At 72.5% G+C, this 23,068-nt stretch carries 21 protein-coding genes and 1 other RNA gene; 7 read left to right on the forward strand and 15 right to left on the reverse strand.

The window, feature by feature from the left end; all coding sequences use genetic code 11:
- Positions 1-1,064: 1,064 nt before the first annotated feature.
- The 3 genes from JQN83_RS20675 to JQN83_RS20685 all read left to right on the forward strand — a co-directional run bounded on the left by JQN83_RS20675 (position 1,065) and on the right by JQN83_RS20685 (position 2,912).
- Entirely contained in the window at positions 1,065-1,625 is a 561-nt protein-coding gene (locus JQN83_RS20675) for a hypothetical protein (protein ID WP_208568782.1), read from the forward strand.
- Positions 1,626-1,801: 176 nt separating this feature from the next.
- The gene (locus JQN83_RS20680; RefSeq protein ID WP_208568783.1) at positions 1,802-2,305 is read left to right on the forward strand and encodes a hypothetical protein; all 504 of its coding nucleotides are present in this window, start codon (positions 1,802-1,804) and stop codon (positions 2,303-2,305) included.
- 268 nt (positions 2,306-2,573) lie between these two features.
- Positions 2,574-2,912, forward strand: a complete 339-nt coding sequence (locus JQN83_RS20685; protein WP_208568784.1) for a hypothetical protein — start codon at positions 2,574-2,576, stop codon at positions 2,910-2,912.
- A 275-nt stretch (positions 2,913-3,187) separates the two neighbouring features.
- Here JQN83_RS20685 and rnpB read toward each other — a convergent pair.
- Positions 3,188-3,606: RNase P RNA component class A (gene rnpB / locus JQN83_RS20690), an RNA gene on the reverse strand.
- A 141-nt stretch (positions 3,607-3,747) separates the two neighbouring features.
- On the opposite strand from rnpB, the gene JQN83_RS20695 reads away from it, so the two are divergent.
- Positions 3,748-4,509, forward strand: a complete 762-nt coding sequence (locus JQN83_RS20695) for a sulfite exporter TauE/SafE family protein (RefSeq protein ID WP_208568785.1) — start codon at positions 3,748-3,750, stop codon at positions 4,507-4,509.
- A 16-nt stretch (positions 4,510-4,525) separates the two neighbouring features.
- Here JQN83_RS20695 and JQN83_RS20700 read toward each other — a convergent pair whose 3' ends face one another.
- A complete protein-coding gene (locus JQN83_RS20700) occupies positions 4,526-5,749 on the reverse strand; it encodes an MFS transporter (RefSeq protein ID WP_208568786.1) in 1,224 nt (407 codons plus the stop codon).
- Positions 5,750-5,818: 69 nt separating this feature from the next.
- Here JQN83_RS20700 and JQN83_RS20705 point away from each other — a divergent pair, with 69 nt between their 5' ends.
- A complete protein-coding gene (locus JQN83_RS20705) occupies positions 5,819-6,298 on the forward strand; it encodes a MarR family winged helix-turn-helix transcriptional regulator (RefSeq protein WP_208568787.1) in 480 nt (159 codons plus the stop codon).
- A gap of 266 nt (positions 6,299-6,564) precedes the next feature.
- On the opposite strand, the gene mctP is transcribed toward JQN83_RS20705, so the two are convergent.
- From mctP to JQN83_RS20740, 7 genes are all read right to left on the reverse strand, one after another.
- Complete coding sequence (gene mctP, locus JQN83_RS20710; protein ID WP_208568788.1) at positions 6,565-8,220, reverse strand: monocarboxylate uptake permease MctP; 1,656 nt, start codon at positions 8,218-8,220, stop codon at positions 6,565-6,567.
- Positions 8,220-8,462, reverse strand: a complete 243-nt coding sequence (locus JQN83_RS20715; RefSeq protein WP_208568789.1) for a DUF3311 domain-containing protein — start codon at positions 8,460-8,462, stop codon at positions 8,220-8,222. Before JQN83_RS20715 ends, mctP begins: the two co-directional genes overlap by 1 nt.
- 236 nt (positions 8,463-8,698) lie before the next feature.
- Entirely contained in the window at positions 8,699-9,934 is a 1,236-nt protein-coding gene (locus JQN83_RS20720; protein WP_208568790.1) for a bifunctional RNase H/acid phosphatase, read from the reverse strand.
- Positions 9,935-9,938: 4 nt separating this feature from the next.
- Entirely contained in the window at positions 9,939-10,676 is a 738-nt protein-coding gene (locus JQN83_RS20725; RefSeq protein WP_208568791.1) for a zinc ribbon domain-containing protein, read from the reverse strand.
- Positions 10,673-11,539, reverse strand: a complete 867-nt coding sequence (locus JQN83_RS20730; RefSeq protein ID WP_208568792.1) for a Nif3-like dinuclear metal center hexameric protein — start codon at positions 11,537-11,539, stop codon at positions 10,673-10,675. Before JQN83_RS20730 ends, JQN83_RS20725 begins: the two co-directional genes overlap by 4 nt.
- Positions 11,540-11,594: 55 nt before the next feature.
- On the reverse strand, positions 11,595-12,176 hold the full coding sequence (locus JQN83_RS20735) for a flavoprotein (protein WP_208568793.1): 582 nt from the start codon (positions 12,174-12,176) through the stop codon (positions 11,595-11,597).
- Between the two features lie 16 nt (positions 12,177-12,192).
- The gene (locus JQN83_RS20740; protein WP_208568794.1) at positions 12,193-13,419 is read right to left on the reverse strand and encodes a helix-turn-helix domain-containing protein; all 1,227 of its coding nucleotides are present in this window, start codon (positions 13,417-13,419) and stop codon (positions 12,193-12,195) included.
- A gap of 251 nt (positions 13,420-13,670) precedes the next feature.
- Between JQN83_RS20740 and JQN83_RS20745 the strand changes: the two genes are divergently transcribed.
- Positions 13,671-14,342 (forward strand): bifunctional DNA primase/polymerase, encoded by a 672-nt coding sequence (locus JQN83_RS20745; protein WP_208568795.1) that lies wholly within the window; start codon positions 13,671-13,673, stop codon positions 14,340-14,342.
- A 461-nt stretch (positions 14,343-14,803) separates the two neighbouring features.
- On the opposite strand, the gene JQN83_RS20750 is transcribed toward JQN83_RS20745, so the two are convergent.
- The 5 genes from JQN83_RS20750 to JQN83_RS20770 are packed head-to-tail and all read right to left on the reverse strand — an operon-like array spanning position 14,804 to position 20,972.
- Positions 14,804-15,526, reverse strand: coding sequence for an FAD:protein FMN transferase (locus tag JQN83_RS20750; protein ID WP_208568818.1), 723 nt, complete (start codon positions 15,524-15,526; stop codon positions 14,804-14,806).
- Between the two features lie 47 nt (positions 15,527-15,573).
- Positions 15,574-16,152: an FMN-binding protein gene (locus tag JQN83_RS20755; RefSeq protein ID WP_208568796.1), complete on the reverse strand. Its 579-nt coding sequence runs from the start codon at positions 16,150-16,152 to the stop codon at positions 15,574-15,576.
- Positions 16,153-16,165: 13 nt separating this feature from the next.
- Positions 16,166-17,587 carry a ferredoxin reductase family protein gene (locus JQN83_RS20760; RefSeq protein ID WP_208568797.1) on the reverse strand — a complete coding sequence of 474 codons (1,422 nt, stop codon included), beginning with the start codon at positions 17,585-17,587 and terminating at the stop codon, positions 16,166-16,168.
- Positions 17,584-18,951, reverse strand: coding sequence for a DUF1501 domain-containing protein (locus JQN83_RS20765; protein ID WP_307799492.1), 1,368 nt, complete (start codon positions 18,949-18,951; stop codon positions 17,584-17,586). The genes JQN83_RS20760 and JQN83_RS20765 overlap by 4 nt, the downstream gene beginning before the upstream one ends.
- A 44-nt stretch (positions 18,952-18,995) precedes the next feature.
- Positions 18,996-20,972: a DUF1800 domain-containing protein gene (locus JQN83_RS20770; protein ID WP_208568799.1), complete on the reverse strand. Its 1,977-nt coding sequence runs from the start codon at positions 20,970-20,972 to the stop codon at positions 18,996-18,998.
- A gap of 645 nt (positions 20,973-21,617) precedes the next feature.
- Here JQN83_RS20770 and JQN83_RS20775 point away from each other — a divergent pair.
- A complete protein-coding gene (locus JQN83_RS20775) occupies positions 21,618-21,875 on the forward strand; it encodes a DUF3040 domain-containing protein (RefSeq protein ID WP_208568800.1) in 258 nt (85 codons plus the stop codon).
- A gap of 117 nt (positions 21,876-21,992) precedes the next feature.
- Here JQN83_RS20775 and JQN83_RS20780 read toward each other — a convergent pair whose 3' ends face one another.
- Complete coding sequence (locus JQN83_RS20780; protein ID WP_307799494.1) at positions 21,993-23,015, reverse strand: SWIM zinc finger family protein; 1,023 nt, start codon at positions 23,013-23,015, stop codon at positions 21,993-21,995.
- Positions 23,016-23,068: the final 53 nt, after the last annotated feature.

Raw genomic sequence — 23,068 nt, forward strand, 5'->3', positions numbered from 1 at the left:
CAAGTGTCTGATCAAGTCGACGGATGCCACTCTCGGTGCTCACGCCACCGACGCGGGCCACGCGTCGGCCATTCCTCTTACTGTCCGGACTGATCGCGCTGACCATTCCCCTGGTCGGCACCCCTGCCGAGGCGGAACGTGCCGCCGCCGCCGTCACCATGCCGACCTGCGCCTGGTCGTCGAAGTACGGGGCGACGAGCCTGAACGCCTACTGGCCGGACACCGCAGCAACCTACTGGTCGACCGTCTATCCGGTCACGCCAGGCCTGGAAATCACCATCTCGGGGGTTTTCCCCGACGCCAGATACGCGTCTTTCAACGTCTATGACGACAAGCCCACCTACTTTACGCGCAATGGTGTCAGCTCCAGCATGCCCGATTACCTGATCACCCCGGACGCGGGCAGCCAGAATCCGTGGCAGACCGCCGCCGCGCCGGGCGGCCGGTTCACCCTCACCATCACCCCCGACGTGGCGTTCGGGCAGACCAACCGCCTGCCCCTGGCCCGGGAGGACGCCCTGCCCGGCGCGAAGGCATCGGTGATCTTCCGGGTCTACCTGCCGGCCGGCGGGGACGCGACGGTCGTACTGCCCACCATGACCCTCACCCTCGACGGGGTGGCGCAGACCCTGCCGCCCTGCCCGTCGGGAGGTGGTGGCCCCAGCACTCCCGCGACGGCGAGCGCCCGGGAGGCAGGACCGTCCGGCGCCGGCGGGCCCGGTGGCCCGCCGGGACCTCCCGGAGGTGGACCGGGCGGACCCGGTCATCCCGGCGGACCCGGCCCCGGCGGACCCGGTCACCCCGGAGGGCCCGGGCCCGGCGGACCCGGTCATCCCGGGGGGCCTGGTCATCCCGGAGGGCCTGGCGGGCCTGGTGGTCCTCATGGGCCCGGCGGGCCTGGTGGACCTGGCGGGCCCGGTGGGCCCGGCGGACCCGGTGGGCCCGGCGGACCCGGTGGACCCGGCGGACCCGGCGGACCCGGCGGACCCGGCGGACCCGGCGGACCCGGCGGGCCGGGGCATCCGGAGGAGACCGGGCAGAAGCTCTTCACCCGGACATCCGAGGTGGAGAACCTCGCGCCGAACCCGGACAACGCGTATCTCGGCACCTGGGTCACCCCGCCGACGGCCGATCAGGTGGTGGTGATCCGAGGCCGGGCACCGCGGACGGTCTCCGGCAACCACCCGGGCGTCTGGCCGCGCCGGCACACCGACCTGCGCTACTTCTCGATGTGCACCAACCTCGGTGGCCAGGTCAAGCCCGTCGTGATCAACCGGTTCACCGACGCACCGGCGAGCCTCGGCTGCCGCTACGACGACGACACCCGCCTCGACCGGCACGGCTACTACACCTACGTGCTCGGCCGGGAGCAGCAGCGGACGGCGATCGAGGCGGTGGACGACGCCACCTTCCTGCCGTTCTCCGTCTCCTATCCGGCGGCCCCGCACATGGTCCTGCTGCGCAACCTGATGCCGGTCGCCAATTTCCCGCACGCCACCCAGAACGTGCCGGTGGACAGCACGGCGGAGACCGCTGCGGCCGTCATGGGGCCGCACTACCCGCTGGTGAAGGTGTGCGCGTTGACCGACCTCGCGGCCACCGGGCCGCACGCATGCACGGCCTGACCTGAGCGTCCGGGCGTCGGCGTCGACACCTTCACCGGTGCCGACGCCGACGCCACTGTCGTTCCTCCAGTCCGGACGACGAGCAGAGCCGACCGGATTCCGGCCCGGCCGCAACCTGTCCCGCCCGCCACGGGTGTATCCGGCAGAGCACCGCGAACATCCGGACTGGAGGAACAATGGCCCTGAAGAACCTGCGTGTTCTGGCACCCGTCGCCGTACTGGTAGCCCTGGCCGCCTGCGACCCCAGCCCACCCGACCCGGTGACGGGCTCCGGCACCACTCCGCCCGCAGTCGGCACAACCCCGTCCGCGGCCGGCACCACGGGAGCCACCGACGTCACCCCGTCCCCCGACAGGGCGTCGCCGACGCGCGGCGCGGTGTCCGCCGCACCGACGGCCACCAGGGCGGCCTGTCCGGTCAGCGCCGCCACCCTCCAGAAGGTGGCGGGGTTGGATGTCAAAACGCACCGGATCGACCCCGACCACATCAACTGCGCACGGCAGTGGGCGACCGCCGGGGTGATCGCCGTCGACCCGGGGCAACAGGGCGACGGGCTGCTGGTGTTCGCGCACTCGGCGGGCAGGTGGCAGAAGATCGGCGAGGGCAGTGGGCTGGAGTGCAGCCCGTACGGCATCCCGGAGGAGATCGGCGACCAGCTCGGCTGCCGCGACCACAGCTGACCCGCCCACCCTCGCGGCACGGCCGGCAGGACCGTATACAAAGTCGTGCAGTCAATAGCCGGCGTTGTCCGTCAATGCCATTGTGCGTTGTCTTCCAGCGCCAGTAACACCCCCACGAAACCCGACAGGAATCGTACGAGAACAAAGGCTTTCCATCAGCCGAGCCGATTGCTAGGGTGACAGGCAGTCGTACGACGATACACGGGGATCCTCAATGTGGAATCTCGGCCTCCGCCGAGTTCTTTACCGCAGGCGAGGAGAATAGTAAATGAAAAACTACATGACTGCCGGCATTCGCCGTCAACTCGGACGGGCCGCGGTGGTCGTCATGGTGGGTGCGGCCGGGCTGGTGGCAGCGACACCAGCGCACGCGTTCCCGAGCAACTGCGACGTCTGGACCATCTACGAGGACGGCGTGGGTATCGGCGGCGCGACCAAGTGCACGTCGGGCACCGGTACGCACCGGGTCGGCATCCACTGCTCGAACGGTCAGGACTACTACGGGGACTGGAAGAACACGGGAACGTCTTCGACCCGCGTTTCCCGTCGGGAGTGCCCCGCCGTGGGTGTCATCCTGAGCTACCGCTGGCTGGAAGCACAGAGCTGACCGACCGACCCCTCGGAATCTCTTTTCGGGTGAACAAAGCCCACGATCCCGTCGGGACGTAATGGTGTGGCAAGCCTGAACCGGGCCGAATGCGGTTCAGGCTTGCCGCACCACCGGCACCCTTAGGCCCAGCGATCGGGTGCGGTCACCACAAGGGACATCTCCGCGTCGAGTTGATCCCGTCCGCCTGGGGCAGACCCCACCGGCACCGCCGCCTACAGGGTCGCAAGAAGGCCCACCCAGAACCATGATCACGGCGCTGAGCTGGTGGGCGACGGACGAGTCGACCTGTACGCCGGATTCTGTGCGCGGCGCGTACCCCTTGCGGGGCCCGCACCGGCGGCGGCCATCCATCTCGGCCTACCGTCGCCGGCAGGCTCCTGCGGCCTACCCGCAGACATCGGGCGGGCAGCCCTCAAGCGTCTGCGCCGGGTCGTCAGCTTGCGGTGACGGCCCTTGCTTGGCCTTGCTCCGGGTGGGGTTTACCTAGCCACCCCGGTCACCCGGGATGCTGGTGGGCTCTTACCCCACCGTTTCACCCTTACCGTCCCCGAGTGGGGTCGGCGGTCTGTTTTCTGTGGCACTGTCCCGCGGGTCGCCCCGGGTTGCCGTTAACAACCACCCTGCCCTGTGGAGTCCGGACGTTCCTCGGCGGCGGGCCGCAGCCCGCCGACGCGACCGCCCGGTCGACTCGTCCGTCGCGTCCCCATCCTAACGACGCAGCGGTCCGCGCCGATTCCACCCCACCCCGGCCGGCACCGCGCCGGAGGCGAAAATGGTACGCGGTTGATCCGGTGAAGGGGCTCTGATCAGGGCGTACTAGCCTCTGGGCCCCATGGACCTCTCGGATGCCGTACTGCTGATCATCGCCGGTCTCGCCGCGGGCACGGTGAACGCGGCGGCCGGTGGTGGTTCCCTGATCACCTTTCCGGCGATGATCGCGGTGGGCATTCCGCCGGTGGCGGCGAACGTCAGCAACTCGGTGTCGGTCTTCCCCGGTTACGCGGCGAGTGTGGCGGGCAGCCGGATGGATCTGCCGCACCGGCGGACGCTGTGGCCGTTGCTGCCGACGGCGGTGCTCGGCACGGGGGTCGGCTGTCTGCTCCTGCTGGCCACCCCGGCGCGGGCGTTCGACCTGGTGGTGCCGTTCCTGGTGCTCGGGGCCACGGCGGTGTTGGCGTTCCAGGGGCCGCTGCGCCGGCTGGTCGGTCATCCGGGCGAGTTGGGCCCGCGCCGTCGTACCCTCACGGTGCAGGCGATGGTCGCGGTCGGCACGGTGTACGGCGGCTATTTCGGCGCGGCGCTCGGGGTGATGCTGGTGGCCGGCCTGGCCCTGGTGCTCGATGCGACGCTGGCCCGGGTGTCGGCGGTGAAGAACCTGCTGTCGGCCGTGGTGGGGTTGACCACGCTCGTGGTGTTCGCCCTGTTCGGGCCGGTCAACTGGGCGGCGGTCGCGGTGGTCGCGCCGGCCACGATGCTCGGCGGATACGTGGGGGCGCGGGTGACCCGCCGCCTGCCACCGGTGGTGCTCCGGACGCTGATCGTCTGCTTCGGTACGGCGATCGGTCTCTACCTGCTCTGGCGGGCGCTGGGCTGAGCAGCCCCGGGGCCGTTCAGTAGGCCTCCCCGACGGGTTCGTGCTCGGCCTGCCGGGCGGCCCGGTTCCAGCGGGACCAGCGCAGTCGTTCGCCGTAGCCGGCGGCCATCAGGTGGGCGAAGGCCAGGTAGACGAGCAGGCCGACGGCGAGCACGCCGAAGCCGACCCAGAACGGCAGCGTCAGGCTGTGCTCGGCGAGCTTGCCGGCCAGGATCGGGGCGGGTGCTGCGGCACCCCAGCGGACCAGGTTGAACGCGCCGGTGGCGACCCGGCGGTCGGCGGAGCCGAGGCCGAGGGCCAGGTCGGTGAGGTTGGCGTTGGCCAGGCCCATGCACAGGCCGGCGACGACGAGCACCACCAGCGACTCGGCGGTGCCGGCCGAGGTGGCGAAGAGGACCATGCAGGCCAGCAGGCCCACGAGGGCCACCCCGACGGTCTGCACCGCGCCGATCCGGTGGGCGAGCCGGTGGCCGATGAGCAGGATGCCGGCGGCCAGGCCGAGGCCCCAGCCGGTGAAGGCGAGGCCGAGGGGGATGACGTCGAGGCCGAGGAAGAGCGGCGTGTAGCCGAGCACCACGAAGAAGACGAAGTTGTAGGCGGCGGTGACCACGCAGAGGATGAGGAACGCCGGCCGGCGGTAGGTGGCGAAGATCTGCCCCAGTCGTACGGGCGGCTGCCGGTTGGTCGGCTCGCGGAGCTTGCGGGCGGCGACCAGCAGGGCGAACACCATGAACATGCCGCAGACGAAGAACGGCAGTCGCCAGCTGATCTCGCCGAGTAGGCCGCCGATCAGCGGGCCGACGGCGAAGCCGAGGCCGAGTGCGGTCTCGAAGAGGCCGACCACCCATTCCCGGTCGTTGGCGAGGTTGACCAGGACCACCATGGCGGTGGCGAAGAACATCGCGTTGCCCAGCCCCCAGACGCCGCGCAGCACCGACAGTTGCACGATGTCGTTGCTGAACGAGGCGGCGATGGCGGCCAGCCCGACCACCGAGACGCCGGTGACGAGCACCGGTTTGAAGCCGAAGCGTCCGCTGGCCAGGGTCGCCGGGATCATCCCGACCGCCATCACCGCGATGTACGCCGTGAAGAGCAGCTCGACCTGCCAGGCGGTGACCCCGATCGCGGTGCCGATGGCGGGCAGGATGGGGTCCACCACGGCGATGCCGGCGATGGCGAGGAAGGCCACCAGCGTGGTGGCGTAGATGGCACTGCGGTGGGGCTCGGTTCGCCGGTCCACTCCGCCTCCTGTCGGGCCGAAGCCACAGATAGCTGTATCATACAGTTAATTCTGTTGTATCATACAGCTATGAGCGACGACCAGGCGAAGCGAACGGAGTCGGACGAGGCCACCCTCGGCCGGATCGAGACCGAGGTCGCCCTGTTGATGCGGCTGGGCGAGGCCACCCGCCGGGCCACCGGCAGCGCCGAGCACCGGGTCCTCGACCGGGCGGCGTACGTGATCCTGCGCCACCTGGACGCCACCGGCCCGCAGAACGTCTCGGCGCTGGCCGCCCGGCTCAACCTCGACGGCTCCACGGTCACCCGCCAGGTGTCGGCGCTGCAACGCGACGGCCTGATCGCCCGCGCCCCCGACCCGGTCGACGGCCGGGGCACGGTGATCTCCCCCACCCCCGCCGGCCTGCACCGGATGGCCGCCGTCCGGGCCGCCCGGACCCGGCTCTACGGCGACATCCTGGCCGACTGGACCCCCACCGACCGCGACACCCTGGCCACCCTCCTGACCCGCCTCAACCAGGCCCTGGACACCCGCACCCGCCGCCCCTAACCCACCCCCTCCCCACCTCTCCCCCACCCCCTCCCACCCCCGCCCGACCGGGTTGATCAAGAGGTTTGCGTCAACTTGAAGATCGAACTTGACGCAAACCTCTTGATCACCAGCCCCAGCCGGCCGACCCCGGGCACGGTGACCGGGTCAGTCGCGTGATCAAGAGGTTTGCGTCAGTTCTTGGTCGGATGTTGACGTAAAGCTCTTGATCAACGGGGTCAGACGGGGGGCGGGAGGGGGGAGGGGGCGGGGAAGGGAGGCGGGGGTTAGGCGATTGGTTCGCGGGCCGGGTCGGCGGGGCGGGCGGGGTCGGGGGTGACGCGGGGGTCGCCCTCGTCGGCGAAGTAGTCGTCGGGGGTGGTGCCGTCGGTGCCCTCGGCCACCTTCGCCGCCCGCAACGCCAGCGTGACCAGCGCCGCCACCACCAGGTTCACCAGCACGGCCACGATGCCGACATAGATCGTCTTCTTGGTGTCGAAGCCGAAGTCGGACAGCGGGAACGCCGACCCGCCGAAGTGCGCGCGCTTCGACGCCGGGTTGGGGATCTGGTAGAGCATCCACATGCCCAGCCCCATGCCGGCCGCCCAGCCGGCGATCAACGCGCCCCGGTGGAACCAGCGGGTGTAGAGGCCCAGCGCCACCGCCGGCAGCGTCTGCAGGATGATCACGCCGCCGATGAGCTGGAGGTCGATGGAGAACTGCGGGTCGAGAAAGACGATGCAGGCCACCGCGCCGACCTTGACCACCAGCGAGGCGATCTTCGAGACGTTCGCCTCCTGGGCCGGGCTGGCGTCCCGCTTCAGGTACTCCTTGTAGATGTTGCGGGTGAACAGGTTCGCCGCCGCGATCGACATGATCGCCGCCGGCACCAGCGCGCCGATGCCGATCGCCGCGTACGCCACGCCGGCGAACCAGTCCGGGAACTGCTGGTCGAACAGCACCGGCACCACCGTGTTGCTGTCGACGGTGCCCTCCTTCGCCCCGGGCAGCGGCTTCACCCCGGCCGCGATGGCCATGAAACCGAGCAGCGCGATCAGGCCGAGCAGCAGGCTGTACGCCGGCAACGCCGACATGTTCCGCTTGATCACGTCCCGGTTCCGGCTGGCCAGCACGCCGGTGATGCTGTGCGGGTAGAGGAACAGCGCCAACGCCGAACCGAACGCCAGGGTGACGTACTGGAGCTGGTTGTTGGCGTTGAGCAGGATGCCGTCGTTCGGATTGGGTGAGGCGGCGAACTTCGCGTCCGCCGCGTCGAAGATCGAACCCCAACCCCCCAGCTTGTACGGCAGGTAGATCACCGCCACCAGGATGACGATGTAGATCAGGGTGTCCTTGACGAACGCGATCAGCGCCGGAGCACGCAGCCCCGACTGGTAGGTGTAGGCGGCCAGGATCGCGAAGGCGATGATGATCGGCAGGTGCCGCGCCACCGCGCTGTCCCCGGTGACCCCCATCGTCTTGAGCACCGCCTCGATGCCCACCAACTGCAACGCGATGTACGGCATGGTCGCGACGATGCCGGTGATCGCGATCAGCAGCGCCAGCACCGGCGAGTCGAACCGGCGGCGGACGAAGTCGGCCGGCGTGACGAAGCCGTGCCGGTGCGACACCGACCAGAGCCGGCAGAGCACCAGGAACACCAGCGGGTAGATGACGATCGTGTACGGCACGGCGAAGAACCCGGCCGCGCCCGCCCCGAACATCAGCGCCGGCACCGCCACGAAGGTGTACGCCGTGTAGAGGTCACCGCCGACCAGGAACCAGGTGATCCAGCCGCCGAAGCTGCGCCCGCCCAGCCCCCACTCGTCGAGGTGGGCCATGTCCTTCGGCGCCCGCCACCGGGCCGCCACGAAACCCATGCCGCTGACCAGCAGGAACAGCACCGAGAAGACAATGATCTCGGTCAGATGATCACGCCACATCAGCGGGTTCCCCGCTTCTTGGTCATCTGGTAGACCAGCGTGGTGGTGGCCACGCCGAGCAGGATCCAGACCAGTTGCAGCCAGTAGAAGCGCGGAAAGCCGAACAACCGGGGCGAGTCCGCATTGAAGAACATCGGGATCAGCGGTACCACGATCGGGATGAAGAGCAACCAGTTCCAGGGGCTGTGGTCCTTCGCCCTGGACGACGCCGCACGCGGCGTCTCCGGTTCGGCAGCGGTCATCTGACCCACCTCCGGTAGTCGTGCCGGCCAGTAACGGCCGGACGCTACGACCCGGTGAACCCGATCACGTTCAATCGGCGCGCGACGATGCGCTCAACGGCCGCCCGGCTGCGCCGAACGGTGCGACGCACGGGCAGACACATCGACCCGCGACGAACGATGCGGCGACCCACGATGAACCGGGAAACGACGAACCGGCCCGGGACGTCCCGGGCCGGCCGGCGGACTATCCGTGATCAGCGGGTCGGGAGGTGGGCGGTGTCGTTGACGGAGCGGACCGCGACGCCCCCGTCGGGCCACATGTCGAGCACCGAGATGCCGGCCGCGTCCAGGTAGAGCCGGTGCAGGATGGCGTCGCCGGCCGCGAGGGCGTCGCGCAACGCCAGCTTGATCGGCGAGACGTGCGAGACGACCACTACGGTCTCCCCGGGGTACGCCTCCCGCAGCGCCACCATCGCCCGGTCGACCCGCTGCCCGACCTCGGTGAACGACTCACCGCCCGGCGGGGCGACCCGGGTGGAGGCGAGCCAGGCGTCCAGTTCGCCCGGCCACCGGTCGCGTACCTCGGCGAAGGTGTGGCCGTCCCAGTCGCCGAAGTCGCACTCGACCCAGTCGTCCTGCCGACGGACCGGCAGACCGCCGAGCGCCCCGGCGATCGCCTCGGCGGTGGCCGTACACCGGGACAGCGGGGAGCTGAGCACGGCCGCGACGGACGGGGCCAGCGCGGCCACCCGGGTGGCGGTGGCCCGCGCCTGGGCCTGGCCGGACTCGGACAGCGGCACGTCGGCGCGGCCGGCGTAGCGGTGCTGCACGGTCCACTCGGTCTCCCCGTGCCGGACCAGGATCAGCCGGGTGGCGGTGAAGCTCGGCCTCGGCTCCCAGGAAGCCTTGGCGGTCGCCGGGTCGGTCCCGGCGCTGCGGGTGGCGGCACGGGCGGCCACCTCGCGGGCCTGCGCCCGGCCCGGCGAGTCGACGCCCGCCACCGACCGGGACGGCTCGTCACCGGGAGACCGGGACGCCCCGCCGCCGGCCGGTACGGCCGCCGCGCGGGACGGTTTGCCGGCGGCGGCGTCCATCGCCGCGTTCGCCAGGGCGTCGGCGTGCCGGTTGCGTTCCCGGGGGATCCAACTGAACCGGACGCTGTCGAAGCGGTCCACCAGGGCGGCGGCCCGCGCGGCGAGCGGACGCAGCCCGGGGTGCTTGATCTGCCACCGGCCGCACATCTGCTCGACGACCAGCTTGGAGTCCATCCGGGCGTCGACCTCGACCGCGCCCAGCTCGGCGGCGGCCTCCAGCCCGGCGATCAGCCCCCGGTACTCGGCGACGTTGTTGGTGGCCGTCCCGATCGCCTCGGCGCGTTCGGCCAGCACCTCCCCGGAGGCCGGGTCCCGGACCACGGCACCGAAACCGGCCGGCCCGGGGTTGCCCCGCGACCCGCCGTCGGCCTCGATGACGACCGCGCGTACCGCCACCGGGCTACAGCCCCGACTCGTTGGTACGCACCATGATCCGCCGGCAGTCCTCGCAGCGGACCACCTCGTCCGGGTCCGAACTGCGGATCCGGGCCAGGTCCGCGCCGGACAGCTCAAGCCGGCAGCCACCGCAACGGCCCGCGGTGAGCAGCGCCGCACCGAGGCCGGTGTCCGCGCGGATCTTGTCGTAGAGGGTGACCAGGTCGGCGGGGAGGTCCGCGGCGAGCGGCTTACGCGCGCCCTGCTTGAACTCCTCCTCCTTGGCGATGGCGGCGAGGCTCTCGTCGCGGCGCTGCTCGGCGGCGGCCCGCCGGTCCCGGGTCTCGGCGAGCCGGGACTCGATCCCGTCGAGGGTGGCCTGCGCCGTCTCCCGCTGCTCCATCAGCTCCAACTCGGCGTCCTCCAGGTCACCCTGGCGGCGGTTGAGGGAGACCAGCTCGTGCTGGAGCGCCTCCAGCTCGCGGGCCGGCCCGCTGCCGCTGGCCAACCGGGCCTCGTCCTTGCTCTTGCGGGCCCGGACCTGGTCGATGTCCTTCTCCAACCGGGCGATGTCGCGGTCCAGGTCGTCGACGGCGACCTGGGCGCGGACCCGCTCGTCCTCCAGCGCGGACAGCTCCCGGGCCAGGCCCTCCAGCTCGGCCCGTTCGGGCAGCGACCGGCGGCGGTGGGCGAGCTGGGCGAGGGTGGTGTCGATCGCCTGGAGATCGAGCAGGCGGCGCTGGACCTGGGGTTCAGCCTTCACGGTCGGGGCTCCTTGTCGTCCATCGCGGGTGCGGCGGCGTGCACGGTCCACGGGTCGGTGTCCAGATCGGACACCACGGTCTCGACGCCGAAGTCGGCCCGCAGGTGGGCGGCCACGTCGTCCAGCCAGGGTCGTTCGGTCGCCCAGTGCGCGGCCTCCAACAGGGCGGGCCCACCGGCGGCGAGGTGCTCACCGGAGGGGTGGTGCCGCAGGTCGGAGCTGAGGAACGCGTCCACCCCGGCGGCGGACGCGGCAGCCAGGAAACCTTCGCCCGAGCCACCGCTGACCGCGAGGGTACGCACGATACGCCCGGGATCGCCTCCGGCGCGAACCCCCCAGACCGTGGCGGGTAGGACGGCGGCGGCGTGCCGGGTCAGCTCGGCCAGCGTCAGCGGGGCGGGCAGCTCGCCGATGCGGCCGATGCCCCGACCACCACCGGCGGACGGGGCACCGGGGGCGGACGGCGCGAGGGGACGCAGGCCGGTCAGCCCGAACCGGGCGGCCAGCGCGTCGGAGACGCCCGGCGCGGCGATGTCGGCGTTGGTGTGCGCCACGTAGAGGGCCACCCCGGCGCGGATCAAATCGTGCACGATCCGCCCCTTCCAGGTGGTCGGGGCGACCGAGGACACACCACGCAGCAGCAACGGATGGTGCGCGACGATCAGATCGGCCCCGACGGCGAGGGCCTCGGCGACGGTCTCGGGAACGACGTCCACCGTGCCGTAGACCCGGCGGACCGGGTCGGTGGGCTCACCGAGCACCAGACCGACCCGGTCCCACTCCTCGGCCCAGGCCGGCGGGTAACGGCGGTCCAGCGCGGCGACGACATCGGCGACGGACGGCGGGGACGCGGTTGTGCTCACGGCCGGTCAGCTTACCGGCGCGCACTGGCGGCCACGCCCACGCCCGTCCGGCGGGTCAGGCGGCCGAGGCGGCCCGGGACCGGTCGGGCAGGGCCGCCACCGCCGCCTCCCACGGGAAGGTGTGCAGGTGCCGTTCTCCCGTACCGGGCGGGTGCAGCGGGTAGACGTGGTCGCCGAAGAGCACCGTGGCACCCCACTCGCCCAGCCGTTGCAGACCGGCCCGGAACGCCGGGTGCGCGGCCATCGCCGCGTTGGTGAACGGCACCACCACCACCGGCACCCCCCGGCCCTGCCCCTCGACCAGCAGGCCCAGCGCCAGGGTGTCGGTGATCCCGGCCGCCCACTTGTTGACCGTGTTGACGGTCGCCGGGCAGACGACCATCGCGTCCGCCGGGGGCAGCAGATCCGGGTCGCCCGGATTCTTGTAATGGGTACGCACCGGGTGCCCGGTCTGCCGGGCCAGCTCGGCCCGGTCCACGAACTTGGCCCCGTCGGGGGTGGTGACGACGCAGACCTCCCAGCCGTCGTCCTGGGCGAGGCCGACGAGTCGATCGAGGTGACGGGCCAGCGGCGAACCGCAGGCGATGACGTAGAGCACTCCGCGGTGCTCACTGCTCTGGTGGGGGCTGCCGCTCATCCGGCCGCCGCCGTGTTCATACTCCGACTCCCATCTGCTCAGCCAACTCCGCTATCGGCGCGGGCAACGCACCCCGTGTGCGACGCAGCACGTCGGACATCACTTCGTGGGCGATGGGTCGGCAGCGGATCTCGGACGGGGCGAGCCGGTCGCCGCGCAGCAGCATCTCCCCCGCCTTGGCGACGTCACCGAGCTGGGCGTAGCCCCGGGCGATGTCGAGCAGGTGGTGGGCCCGGCGTTCGGGCAGCAGCCCGTTGAAGCTCGGCTCGGGGATGCGCTGGTGGATCTCCACGGCCCGCCCGCCGTCGCCCAGCTCCACGGCGGCGGCGGCCCGGTGCAGCTCCAGGTTGGTCGGGCCGAACGAGGTCCAGTAGTGGTTCTGGTCGCCGCCGAGCATCAGGGCCGCCTCGTGGGCCCCGTGCAGCAGGTCCTCGACCGTGTCCGAGTCGCCGAACCGGGCCGCCGCCATCGCGCCCTGCAACAGCAGCATGCCGTAGACGGAGAGCCGGTCCGGCGCGCTGTCGTTCATGCCGCCGGGGGCGAGCCGGTTGGCGATGCTGACGTTCAGCTCCAGGGCGGGCCGGGCCCGGCCCATCGCCACCAGCGCGTTGCAGACCCGGGCGGTGGCGACACCGGCCAGCAACTGGTCGTCGGCCCGCTGGGCGACCGCCATCGACCGGTCGGCGGCCAACCAGGCCAGCTCGCACTCGCCCAGCTTGCGCAGCACCGAGGAGGCGATCTGGTAGACCTGCCCGAGCAGGTGGGCGGCTTCCTTGCCCTGCTCCCCGCCGTAGCCGGCGTCGGCCGCCTGGGCCTCCCGCAGCAGCTTCGGCAGCGCCCGGGTGAGCATCCCGTAGCGGCCGTACTGGTAGGTGAGCCAGGCGTGCGTGACGGCCTTGCGCATGTCGGACAGCGGCGGCGGGTACGCCACGGCGTCGAAGTAGACGGTCATCGAGGCGTACTGCTCCAGGGCGGCCCGGATCTCCTGCACCTCGACCTGGTCGATGCAGCTGAACGCGTCGCTGCGCCGTTCCGGGTCCTTGCCGAGCAGCAGCTGCACGTCGATCCGGAGGATCACGGCGATCTCGTAGAGCACGGAGAACTTGTCCAGCCGGCGGACCCCGCGCTCGACCTTGTCGACCCAGCTCTTGGACTTGCCGAGTCGGTCGGCGAAGACCTGCTGGGACATTTTGCGCCGCCCGCGCCAGTAGGCCACCCGCCGCCCTATCGGAAGCTCGTCCATCTTCTCCCGTTCCTCCCCCTCGTGGGTCGTCCGACCGGGCTCCGGACGACCCGCACTGGGCGCCTCCGATCCGTCCGTCCCAGGTATTCGCTGGTCGCACAGGGTGTACGTCGTTCGTACACCTGCTTTTCGTACCTTCGTGCAAGTTGCATGAGCCGTTCGTCAGGTCAACGATCCCGGATCACGACAGTGACGGCGCTCGACGTGAGGGGTGGCGGGTGACCGGTCGAGGCCAGAGGAGAGCACGGGACATGTGGGGGAACGTCGGGCCACGGGTCGCCCAGCTGTCGCCGATCGAACGGGTCCGGCTGCGCCGGATCGCCGTGCGGTACGCGGTGCACGGCTGGGAGGTGACCCCCGGCGCCTGTCTGGCGCGCAGCCGCTTCGTGTGCGGCCGGGCCGGCTGTCCCACCGTCGGCTGCCACCCCGCGCTGGAGAACTGGGAGCGGGGGGCGAGCACCGACCCGGCCCGGGTGGCCACCTGGTGGCGCAGCCGCCCGCACGGGGTGCTGCTGCCCACCGGTCGGGCGTTCGACGTGCTGGAGGTGTCGGCGCACCTGGGCCGCCGGCTGCTCGACGCCGTGCCCGGCCACCCCGCCGGCCCCGGGGCCCGGGGCCCGGTGGTGGTGACCCCGACCGGCCGGTGGATGTTCCTGGTCCGCCCGGGTGACCCGCTGCGCCCCGAGCTGGAACACTGCTTCCACGTGGTCCGGCACGGCACCGGCTCGTGGATCCCCGCGCCCCCCACCAGGCTGCCCGAGGGCCCGGTGCGCTGGGCGGTCGCCCCCGAGCAGGCCCGCTGGCAGCTGCCCGACTCGTACCTGTTGCAGAACACCCTGATCGGGGCGTTGCGGGCCGACGGGGTGACGCTGACCCCGGAGCTGCTGCCCGGCCAGCTCCCGCTGCCCCGCCGCGGCCACTGACCGCCGGGGCGCGGCGGGACGGGCGTCGGCGGGGTCGGGTTCCCGCCAACGTCCCCGCCGACGCCGGACTCGTTGCACACCACGACGGCGCGCACGCGCCACCGGAGCGGGGGTAGGACATGGCCAGGGACGACGAGATGCGGCACACCGGCGGCACCGAACCACCCCACCGGCGACGGCCCCGACACTGGTCGGACACCCGGCCCGCCGGTTCCCGACCCGGCCGCCCCCGGCCGACCGGCTCCCGCCCGGCCGGCACCCACCGCACGGCCCGGTGAACGCCCACACCGGGCACGCTCGGGTGAACGCCCGCACCGCGCCCGGCCGGGTGAAAACCCGCACCCCACACGGCCCGGTGAAAACCCGCCCCCCACACGGCCCGGAGCACCCCGGGCTGCGGGCCGCCGGCCTGTGCGTCGGCGCGCGTCGTCCACCGACCTGGTGACACTCGGCACGGGCGGTCAGTCGGCCAGCGGCAGGGCGGTGGAGCGCAGGAGCCGACCGTCGTCGGTGACCACCGCGTGCAGGTGGCCGGGCAGCCGGTCGAGCCAGCCGATCCCGGCCACGCCCATCGCCACCGCCGCCGTGGCGTACGCGTCGGCGACGCCCAGGTCCGGGCCGACCACGGTGACCGAGCGCAGCCCCCGGGCCGGGCCGCCCCGCCGGGGATCGACGACGTGGTGGCCCCGCTCGTAGACGCCCGAGGTGGCGACCGCCAGATCGGTGCCGGTGAGCACCAGGCAGGTGGCGTACGCGTCCCAGGGGTGCCGGACGCCGATCCGCCACGGCTGTCCGGACGACGAGTGCCCGCGTACCCGGATGTCACCGCCGGCGTTGAGGCAGTGGTCGACCGCCCCGGCGGCCACCAGCCGGTCCGAGGCGACCTGCGCCGCCCAGCCCTTCACGTAACCGGAGGGGTCCAGCCGGCCGGTGGCGTACGCGTCGAAGAAGCCGTCGGTGTCGCCCCACAGGTCGGCGCAGCGGGCCAGCACCGCCCGCAGGTCCGCCGACGCCCCGGACAGCGGCAACTCCCCCCGGTCGACGCGGCGCACCTCGCTGTCCTCGGCGTAGGTGGTGAACCGGGCGTCGACCTCGCGCAGCCAGTGGAACGTGTCGTCGGCCAACTCGCGCAGGGTGGCGGCGGGCAGGTCGTCGGCGAGGTCCAGGCTGATCGCCGTACCCATCACCTGCTCGACCCGGCGCAGGCCGGGCCGGGTCACCGGCGCGGTCATCAGCGCACCTGGTCGAGGGCGGCCTGCAACGACTGCCGGTAACCGTTGCTGGTGGCGGTCGCCTGGGAGACGGTGTCCAGGTTGGCGTCCTGCTGGCGTACCACGGTGCCGGAGGTGCCGCTGTAGGTGTCGTCGACCCGGTTGCTGCGCAGGTCGGACTGGCCGCCCTGGGGCAGTTCCAGGGCCACCGCGTTGACGATCTTCGTGCCGGTGACGGTGATCTGCACCTGCACGTTGCCGAACTCCGTGACGACCACCGGCCCGGTGACCTTGCGGGTGGTCGACTTCGGCGCGGCGGCGCTGGTCCTCGGGGCGGCCGGGGTGCTGCGTGGGCCGGCTCCGGTGCCGGTCCGGCCCGCCCCCGGGGTGCGGGCCGCGGTGGTGCCGGGGCGGCCGGTCGGTCGGGGTTTCGCGGCGGCCCGCTCCGGAGCCGCGCCGGGGGTGGCCGCGGTGGTGCCGCCCGGCGCACCGGCCGGCAGGTCCTGGGCGACCTGGCGGGCGTCCGGTGCACCCTTGAGCACCACCAGGGCGGTGGTGCCGGCGGCCAGCCCGGTGATCGCGAACAGCGCGCGACGCATGTCAGGTGCCTTCCTACAGCTCGAACGGGGCGAGGTGGATCTGCCGGCGGGGCACACCGGCCTGGCGGAGCACCCGCATCGACGACTCGACCAGCCCCTCCGGCCCGCACAGGTACACGTCGCGGCGGATCAGGTCGGGCACCAGCCGGCGCAGCCCGTCCGGGCTCATCACCTGGCGGGGGCCGGGGTCGTCCCGGGAGCCGATGACATACCAGACCGACGTCTGCCGGGCCTGGGCCAACCAGTCCAGCTCGTGGTGCAGCAGCACGTCGGCCGGGGTGCGGGCCCGGTAGATCAGGGCCGCGCCGGGTGGCAACTCCTCCAGCATCGCCCGCAGCGGTCCGATGCCGCTGCCACCGGCGATCAGCAGGGCCCGGTCCCGGGTCCGGTGCGCGGCGGTGAACGTGCCGGACGGGCCCTCCACCCAGACCCGGGTGCCGGGGTCGAGGTCGCGCAGGTCGGCGGTGTGCCCGCCGACCACCTTGACGGTCAGCCGCAGCCAGCGGCCGTTCGCGGCGGCGGAGAGCGAGAACGGGTGTGACTGCCACCAGCAGCCCCGGGTCAGGAACCGCCAGCGCAGGTACTGCCCGCCGAGCAGGTCGAGCTGCTGGAGCCGACGCCCGGTCAGATAGAGCGACACCGTGTCGGGGCTCTCCGCCACCACGTCGGCGACCCGCAGCCGGTGCCGCAGGTTGAGCAGCAGCGGCGCGACCAGCCGGCCCCACACCAGGGCGGCGGCGACCAGCAGGTAGCCGGCGATCCAGCCGGTGCGTACCGGGCCGGGTGGGAAGAGCTGCGCACCGTTGCTGAACTGGTGGCCGAAACCGAGCAGCAGCGCCAGGTAGCTGGTCAGGTGCAGGTGGTACCAGAGTTCGTAGGGCACCGCCCGGCGGACCGCCCGGATGCCGGTGCAGCCGACCAGCACCAGGATGCCGGCCGCGACGAACGCGGACACCATGTCGTCGAAGTCACGCAGCAGCACCCCCACCTGGGCGGTGACCGGGTTGCCCTGGGTGCGCGCGTAGCCGACCACCAGCAGCGACAGGTGGGCCAGCACCGCCACCAGCAGCGTCGCGCCCAGGTCCCGGTGCACCCGGGACAGCCGCTCGCCGCCGACCCCGCGTTCCAGCACCCCGAGCCGGCTCATCATCAGCACCTGCACCAGCAGCAGGTAGCCGGCGACCAGGCCGGTGACCCGACCGGCGGCGGTGAGCACGTCGGCGGTGCCGGCCAGCGAACCGGCCGGGGTGTCGAGCCACCACGGCAGCACCGCGGCCACCAGGCCCACCCAGAACAGCCCGGACACCACCCGCCGACCGGCCGACCCCCGTCGTGGCAGGGTGGGCGGCGGGCGTACGGACGCAGCCGACCGGCCGCCGGACCGGGACGGGTCCCCGGTGCGACGGCCGGCGGCGTGCATGTCCTGATAGGTCACGCGTAGAGCTTCATCGGGGTGTACTTCTTCCTCGGGAAGATCTTGTCGACCTGGGCGGTGGTCAGCCCGAACCGGCCCTGCGCCACCGCACCGTAGACGTCGAACATGTTGTTGTACTCAGGTACGTCTCCCGAGTCCAGATCGCTCAATCCGTCCCACCTGCCGAGCAGCGAGCCGGCGAGCCGACGCCCGGACAGGATGGTGACCACCCCGCCGTGGCCGTGGTCGGTGCCGCCGCCGTTGGAGGCGACCCGTCGGCCGAACTCGCTGGACACCATGATCGTGACGTCGGCGGCCCGGTCGCCCAGGTCGGTGAAGAACGCCGCCATCGCGCCGGCCAGTTCGCCGAGCCGACGGTGCAGCTGACCGCCGGGGCGGGTGCCCTGGTTCTCGTGGGTGTCGTAGCCGCCCATCCCGACCGTGGCGACCCGGACGTTCGACCCGCCCTTGATCAGCTGGGCGAGCTGCTGGAAGGCGTACCCGACGCCCTGGTAGGTCACGCCCTCCGCCGGCTGGTACGGCTTCGCGGCGAGCTGCTGGGCGGTCGCCAACGCGCCCATCCCCTCGATCACCGCCTCCTCGACGGGGTGGTTGATCCCGGTGAACAGGCCCCGGATCGCCTTCTCGGTGGCCGCCCGGTAGCGGTCGTCGCCGTTGAGCCGCAGCGAGCCGACGCTGTTGAGCGACAACGCGCCGTTCGTGCCGACCAGTGAACGGGGCAGCGTGCTGCCGATGCCGACGCTGCGGAACGCGGTGCCCTTGCCGAGGGCGTCGACGAGGCTGTCCAGCCAGCCCCGGCCGCCGGTCTCGCTGGGCAGACCGCCCAGGTTGCAGGCGTCGGCGGCCTGGAAGTGGCTGCGCGACAACCGCTCGTCGGAGACCGCCGGGACGAACCCGAGCTGACCGGCCTTCAGCCACTTCTCCAGCGGGGCGAACGCGCTGGTCAGCTTGAACCCTCGGCCCAGGGCCAGCGAGTCCCCGCCGAGCAGCAGGTCGGGGCGGGCCTTGGCGAGCACCGGGTCGTCGGCGGGGGCGACCAGGCTCAGCCCGTCCAGCCCGCCGTAGAGGAAGACGTGGATCAGGGTGCCGGTCCTCGTCGCCGCGAACGACGCGGAGGTGGTGACGAACTGGGCGGTGGCCAGCGTGGTGGCGGTGGCGGCGGCCCCGGCGACGAACGTCCGCCGGGTCACCCCGCGCCCGTCCTGCTGGGCCTCCTCCAGGTCCTCCAGCCGACGGTAGCGGTCGGCCTCGGCGGCGTTCTCGGCGGCGACCAGGTCGGCCTCGGCGCGCAGCAGCGCCTCGGTCGGGTCGTCGGCGAGGCGGCGCAGGTCGGGGCACTCGGGGTGCAGGGGGAACGCGGGCACGGTCTTCTCCCTCGGGTGCGTCACCGGCTTGTCCATCGTCTGCCTCACCGCAGGTGGTGCTGGGGGGACGCGAGGATCGCCCGCGCGACGGCGGCGATCGCCCCGTCGAACGTGGCGTCGACCCGTGCGGTGGCGGACACCCCGGCCACCCCGAGGATCAGGGTGCGCTCCCGCGCCGACAGCTTCTGGTGCACCAGCCGCAGGGCCAACGCGTCCACGTACGCCCCGGCGGTCGGCGGCGGCTTCGCCACCAGCTTCTCCGGCCGGGTGTACGTGAACTGGGTACGACGGCCGGCGATCAGCTCCGCCGCCTCGTTCCAGCCGTTGACCATCGTGCCGGCCGACGTCCAGGCGACGTAGACGTCCGGGTAGCCGTCGGGGGTGGGTTGGCCCATCGGGTACTGGCCCAGCTCGCGCAGCTTGTCGTGGATCTGGCGTAGCCCCTGGGCGAAGGCGGTGCGTTTGCTGTCGCCCTGCCGGAAGCCCGGCCCGGCCTGCGGCCCGACGCCCAGCGTCCGGTACGTGGCGACCAGGTACTCCATCGGCCGGCGTACCTTCTGGCCGACCGCCGCCCAGAACTCCGACGAGCTGAACAGCGACATCAGCAGCGGCTTCACCGAGCCCCTGTTGACCGTGTAGATGTTGGCGAGCCGGTCCACCAGGGACTTCGGCGGGGTGTCCGAGACGAACCGGGTGGCCAGGCTGCGGGCCACGTACCTGGCGGTCGACGGGTGCAACGCGATGTACGTGATATAGGCGTCGATGACCTGGTCGGCCTTCTTCGGGTCGGTCGAGTCGTTGGGGTGGCTGAAGCCGAGGATCTTCACCTTGCCCCGGTAGTGCCGCTCGGGACGGAAGACGTACCGCCCGTCGTCGACGCCCCGGCCGGTCTGCAGCAGGGCGGCCTGCCGGACGTCCTTCTCGGTGTAGCCGCCGTCGACCCCCACCGAGTACAGCTCCAGGTTCTCCCGGGCCAGGTTCTCGTTGACCGCGTCGGCCCGGGAGTCGTTCTGGTTGAGATAGAGCAGCAACGCCGGGTGCCTGTTGGCCGCCACCAGCATGTCCGGGTAGCTGCCCATGGCGTGCTTGCGGACCACGTCCCGGTCGAACGAGTTCCGGTACGCCTCACCGCCGTCGAAGTCCGCCGCGACGTGCAGGAAGTCGTTCCAGAAGTCGACCATCACCTCGTACAGCTGCCGTTCCGACCAGATCTGCCGGGCCAGCGTCCCGTCGACCATCTCCCGCTCCGGCTGCGCGCCCCGCGCGTTGAGCTGTTCCCGCTGGTCGCGTAGCTGCTGGCTGGTCAGTTTGAGGGTGGGCAGCTCGCCGAGCTTCAGCTCGGCGGCGCTCGGCGCGATCTTCTCCGGGTCGAGCTGCTGGCGTACCCAGGCGTCGATGCCCATCCGCCTGATGTCGGCGAGCACCTTCGGGGTGGCCCCGAAGGTGGCCCGGCCGGCCAGGTGCCGGACGGGATCCTTGGCCAGCACGGTCCGCACCGTCACCGGGGTCCGCGCCGCCGCGTCGGCCGGGCCGGAGAAGGTCCGCCCCCCGCTGGGCGAGTTCTTCTTCAGCGCCGCACCGGCCCGGGAGCCCATGTAGCTCTCGTTCTGCTCGGTGTAGGTGCGTACCGTGCTGGGCTGCTGGCCGCTCGGGCGGGCCGGGGTGCCGTCGGTGGCGGTGACGCCGGTGGCGTCCCCGGCGGCGTCGTCGCCGAACAGACCACGCACCTGGGGGCTCATCGCCAGCGCCGCGCCGCCCGCCACCACGGCGGCGGTGCCGCCCAGCGCGACCAGTGCGCGCCGCCGGCCGACCCGGTCGCGGTCGTCGCCGTCGTCGTCCAGGTGCGGTAGTCCGGTGCCGGCCGGCTGGTGGAACGCCTGCCGACCCAACCCCTCGGGCCCCACCCACTGTGGTCCCCGGGACACCGGCGGGGGTCCGGCGGTCGGCTCGCCGTAGGGTGCGCCGGAACGACTCTCGTCGGTGGCGTGCGGTCGGCGGGGTGGCACCTTCTGGTCGGCCATGTACCGGTCCCGTTTTCTTTCGATGCGTCGTACCACTGCGGCCGGGGGCGGGCAGGGGTGCGGCGGCGGCTGCCGGAGGAGTCGTTGCGGGGAAGGTAGCCAAGGGGTGCGGCGCCTTCAAGGCGGGTCGCGGCGGCCCCGGCGGCCACTTAAGCCGCAGCTCAGCACCCCGGTCAGCCGGGCTGCCACACCCCGGTCGGCCAGCGGCGTCCCCAGCAGGGACGACGTGTCCGTCGGCAGCCCGGCCGTCACGACGCAGCGGTACGCGTCACCGCATCCGACGTTCACCGGCACAGCGAAACTTAAGCCACCGGTAAGCCTGCGCGAAGAGTCACCGAACGCCCCCGCAGCCCGGTTTCACCCGGCCCACCCACCCGCACGCCGGGCCGGGGCCACCCGCAGCCTCGCCGCGCCCGTCCGCCAGGCGGGCCGGGCCCGGTGTCGGCCGGTCTGTCGCGGTGCCGTCGACCGGTCTGCGTCGTTCGGTCGGCCGGGTGCGCCTTCGGTCGGCCTGTCCCTTTCGGCTGGTGGGTGGGACCGAAAGTAGCAGCAGCAGGAGGGCGTGACCCGCAGCCGGAGCGGGTAAGCCGCCGAACCGCTGACAAGCCGCCGAACCGCTGACAGCCGTGAGGGGAAGGCACCGCCATGCTCAGCAAAGAGGATCAGCGCAGATTCGAACAGATCACCCGGCAGCTCCGGGAGAGCGACCCGAAGTTCTTCGCGAGACTCGACCATCGGGTCCGGGCCCGGCGCGGACGCTGGCTGATGTTGCTGACCGTCATCCTGTGGGCGTCGCTGCCCGCGATGACCGTCGTGGCCGGACGGACGGCCGGTGCCGCGTGCGTCGTGCTCGTGGCAGCCAACACCGGCCTGATGTGGCATTTCCGGCACCGCTGGCGTTGACCCGCGTCATGGTCGACACCAGGGTGGCGATGGTGCGGGGTCGACGCGACGGGGACACCCCGACATCGCCCCACTGGTGTCGACCATGAACCGTCACGGGTCGGGGCGGACCACTGGTCAGGACGGGCCGAGGGCCTGGTAGGCCCGGCGCAGGCGTTCCAGCAGGCCGGGGCCGCCGATCGTCGCAGCGGGCGAGCCGAGTTGCCGCAGCAGCAGTTCCGGACCGGTGGCCAGGATGGGCGGCCGGTCCGGTAACGGCACCGGCGGCAGCCAGAACCGGTCCACCGCCTCGGTGAGCGGTGCGTCGGGCAGGTCGGCGAGCACCCGGGCCGCCCCCGCCACGGCGCCCGGTGGCCCGGATGCCACCCCTTCCACCACCGACGACCCGGGCCCCGACGTCCGATCGGGCGTACCGGCGTCCGGTACGCCCGACGCCGGAACACCGGCCTGCCCGCTCGCCGATCCGGCACCCTGCCGCCCGGCAACAGGGTCGACGACGGCGGGCGGAGAAGACCCGACCGCCCCGGCAGGCAGCGGCCGGTCGACCGCCTCGGCGCGCAGGGAGCGGAGCCGGCCCAGCAGGGCGTCGCGACTGCGGCCCCGCCAGTGCAACAGTTGGAACGGGTCGGCGTCGAACGCCTCGGCGAGCAGATAGAACGTCGCCGCGAGATGCTTGCACGGCACCGCGAAGTCGGGGCACCCGCAGCGTTGGGTCAGCTCCCCCACCGAGTCGGGGAACAACGGCGCACCGGCACCGGCGAACAGCTCCTCCAACTCGGCCGGTAGGTCACCGGCGAGCAGCCGGGCGCTGAAGAACGCCTGACCGGCCAGCTCGCGTTCGACCCGGGCCCAGAGCGCCTCCGGAAACGGCGGCAGGGTGATGACCACCGGGTAGGGCCGGGGGCGGGAGCCCTGCACACTCGCCTCGACCCGCCCGGGTGACACGTCGAGCCGGAGCACCTGCCCCCGGCGGGCGTACGCCCGGCCCCGGGTGAGTCGGGTGCCGAGCGCGAACGACTCCAGCACCTCCAGGAACCGCCGGGACCACCAGGAGACCCCGATCGCCCCCCGGGTGCTGCGCGCCCGCAATCCGCCGTCGACCCGACGCGGCGGGCCGAAGTCGGCGAACGCGCCCCCCACCCCTGAGCCCTCCGCCGCCGGACCGGTCGGCCCCGACCCGACCGGGTCAGGAT

The sequence above is a fragment of the Micromonospora antibiotica genome (assembly GCF_017599305.1).
In the GTDB taxonomy this organism is placed as follows: Bacteria; Actinomycetota; Actinomycetes; order Mycobacteriales; family Micromonosporaceae; genus Micromonospora; species Micromonospora antibiotica.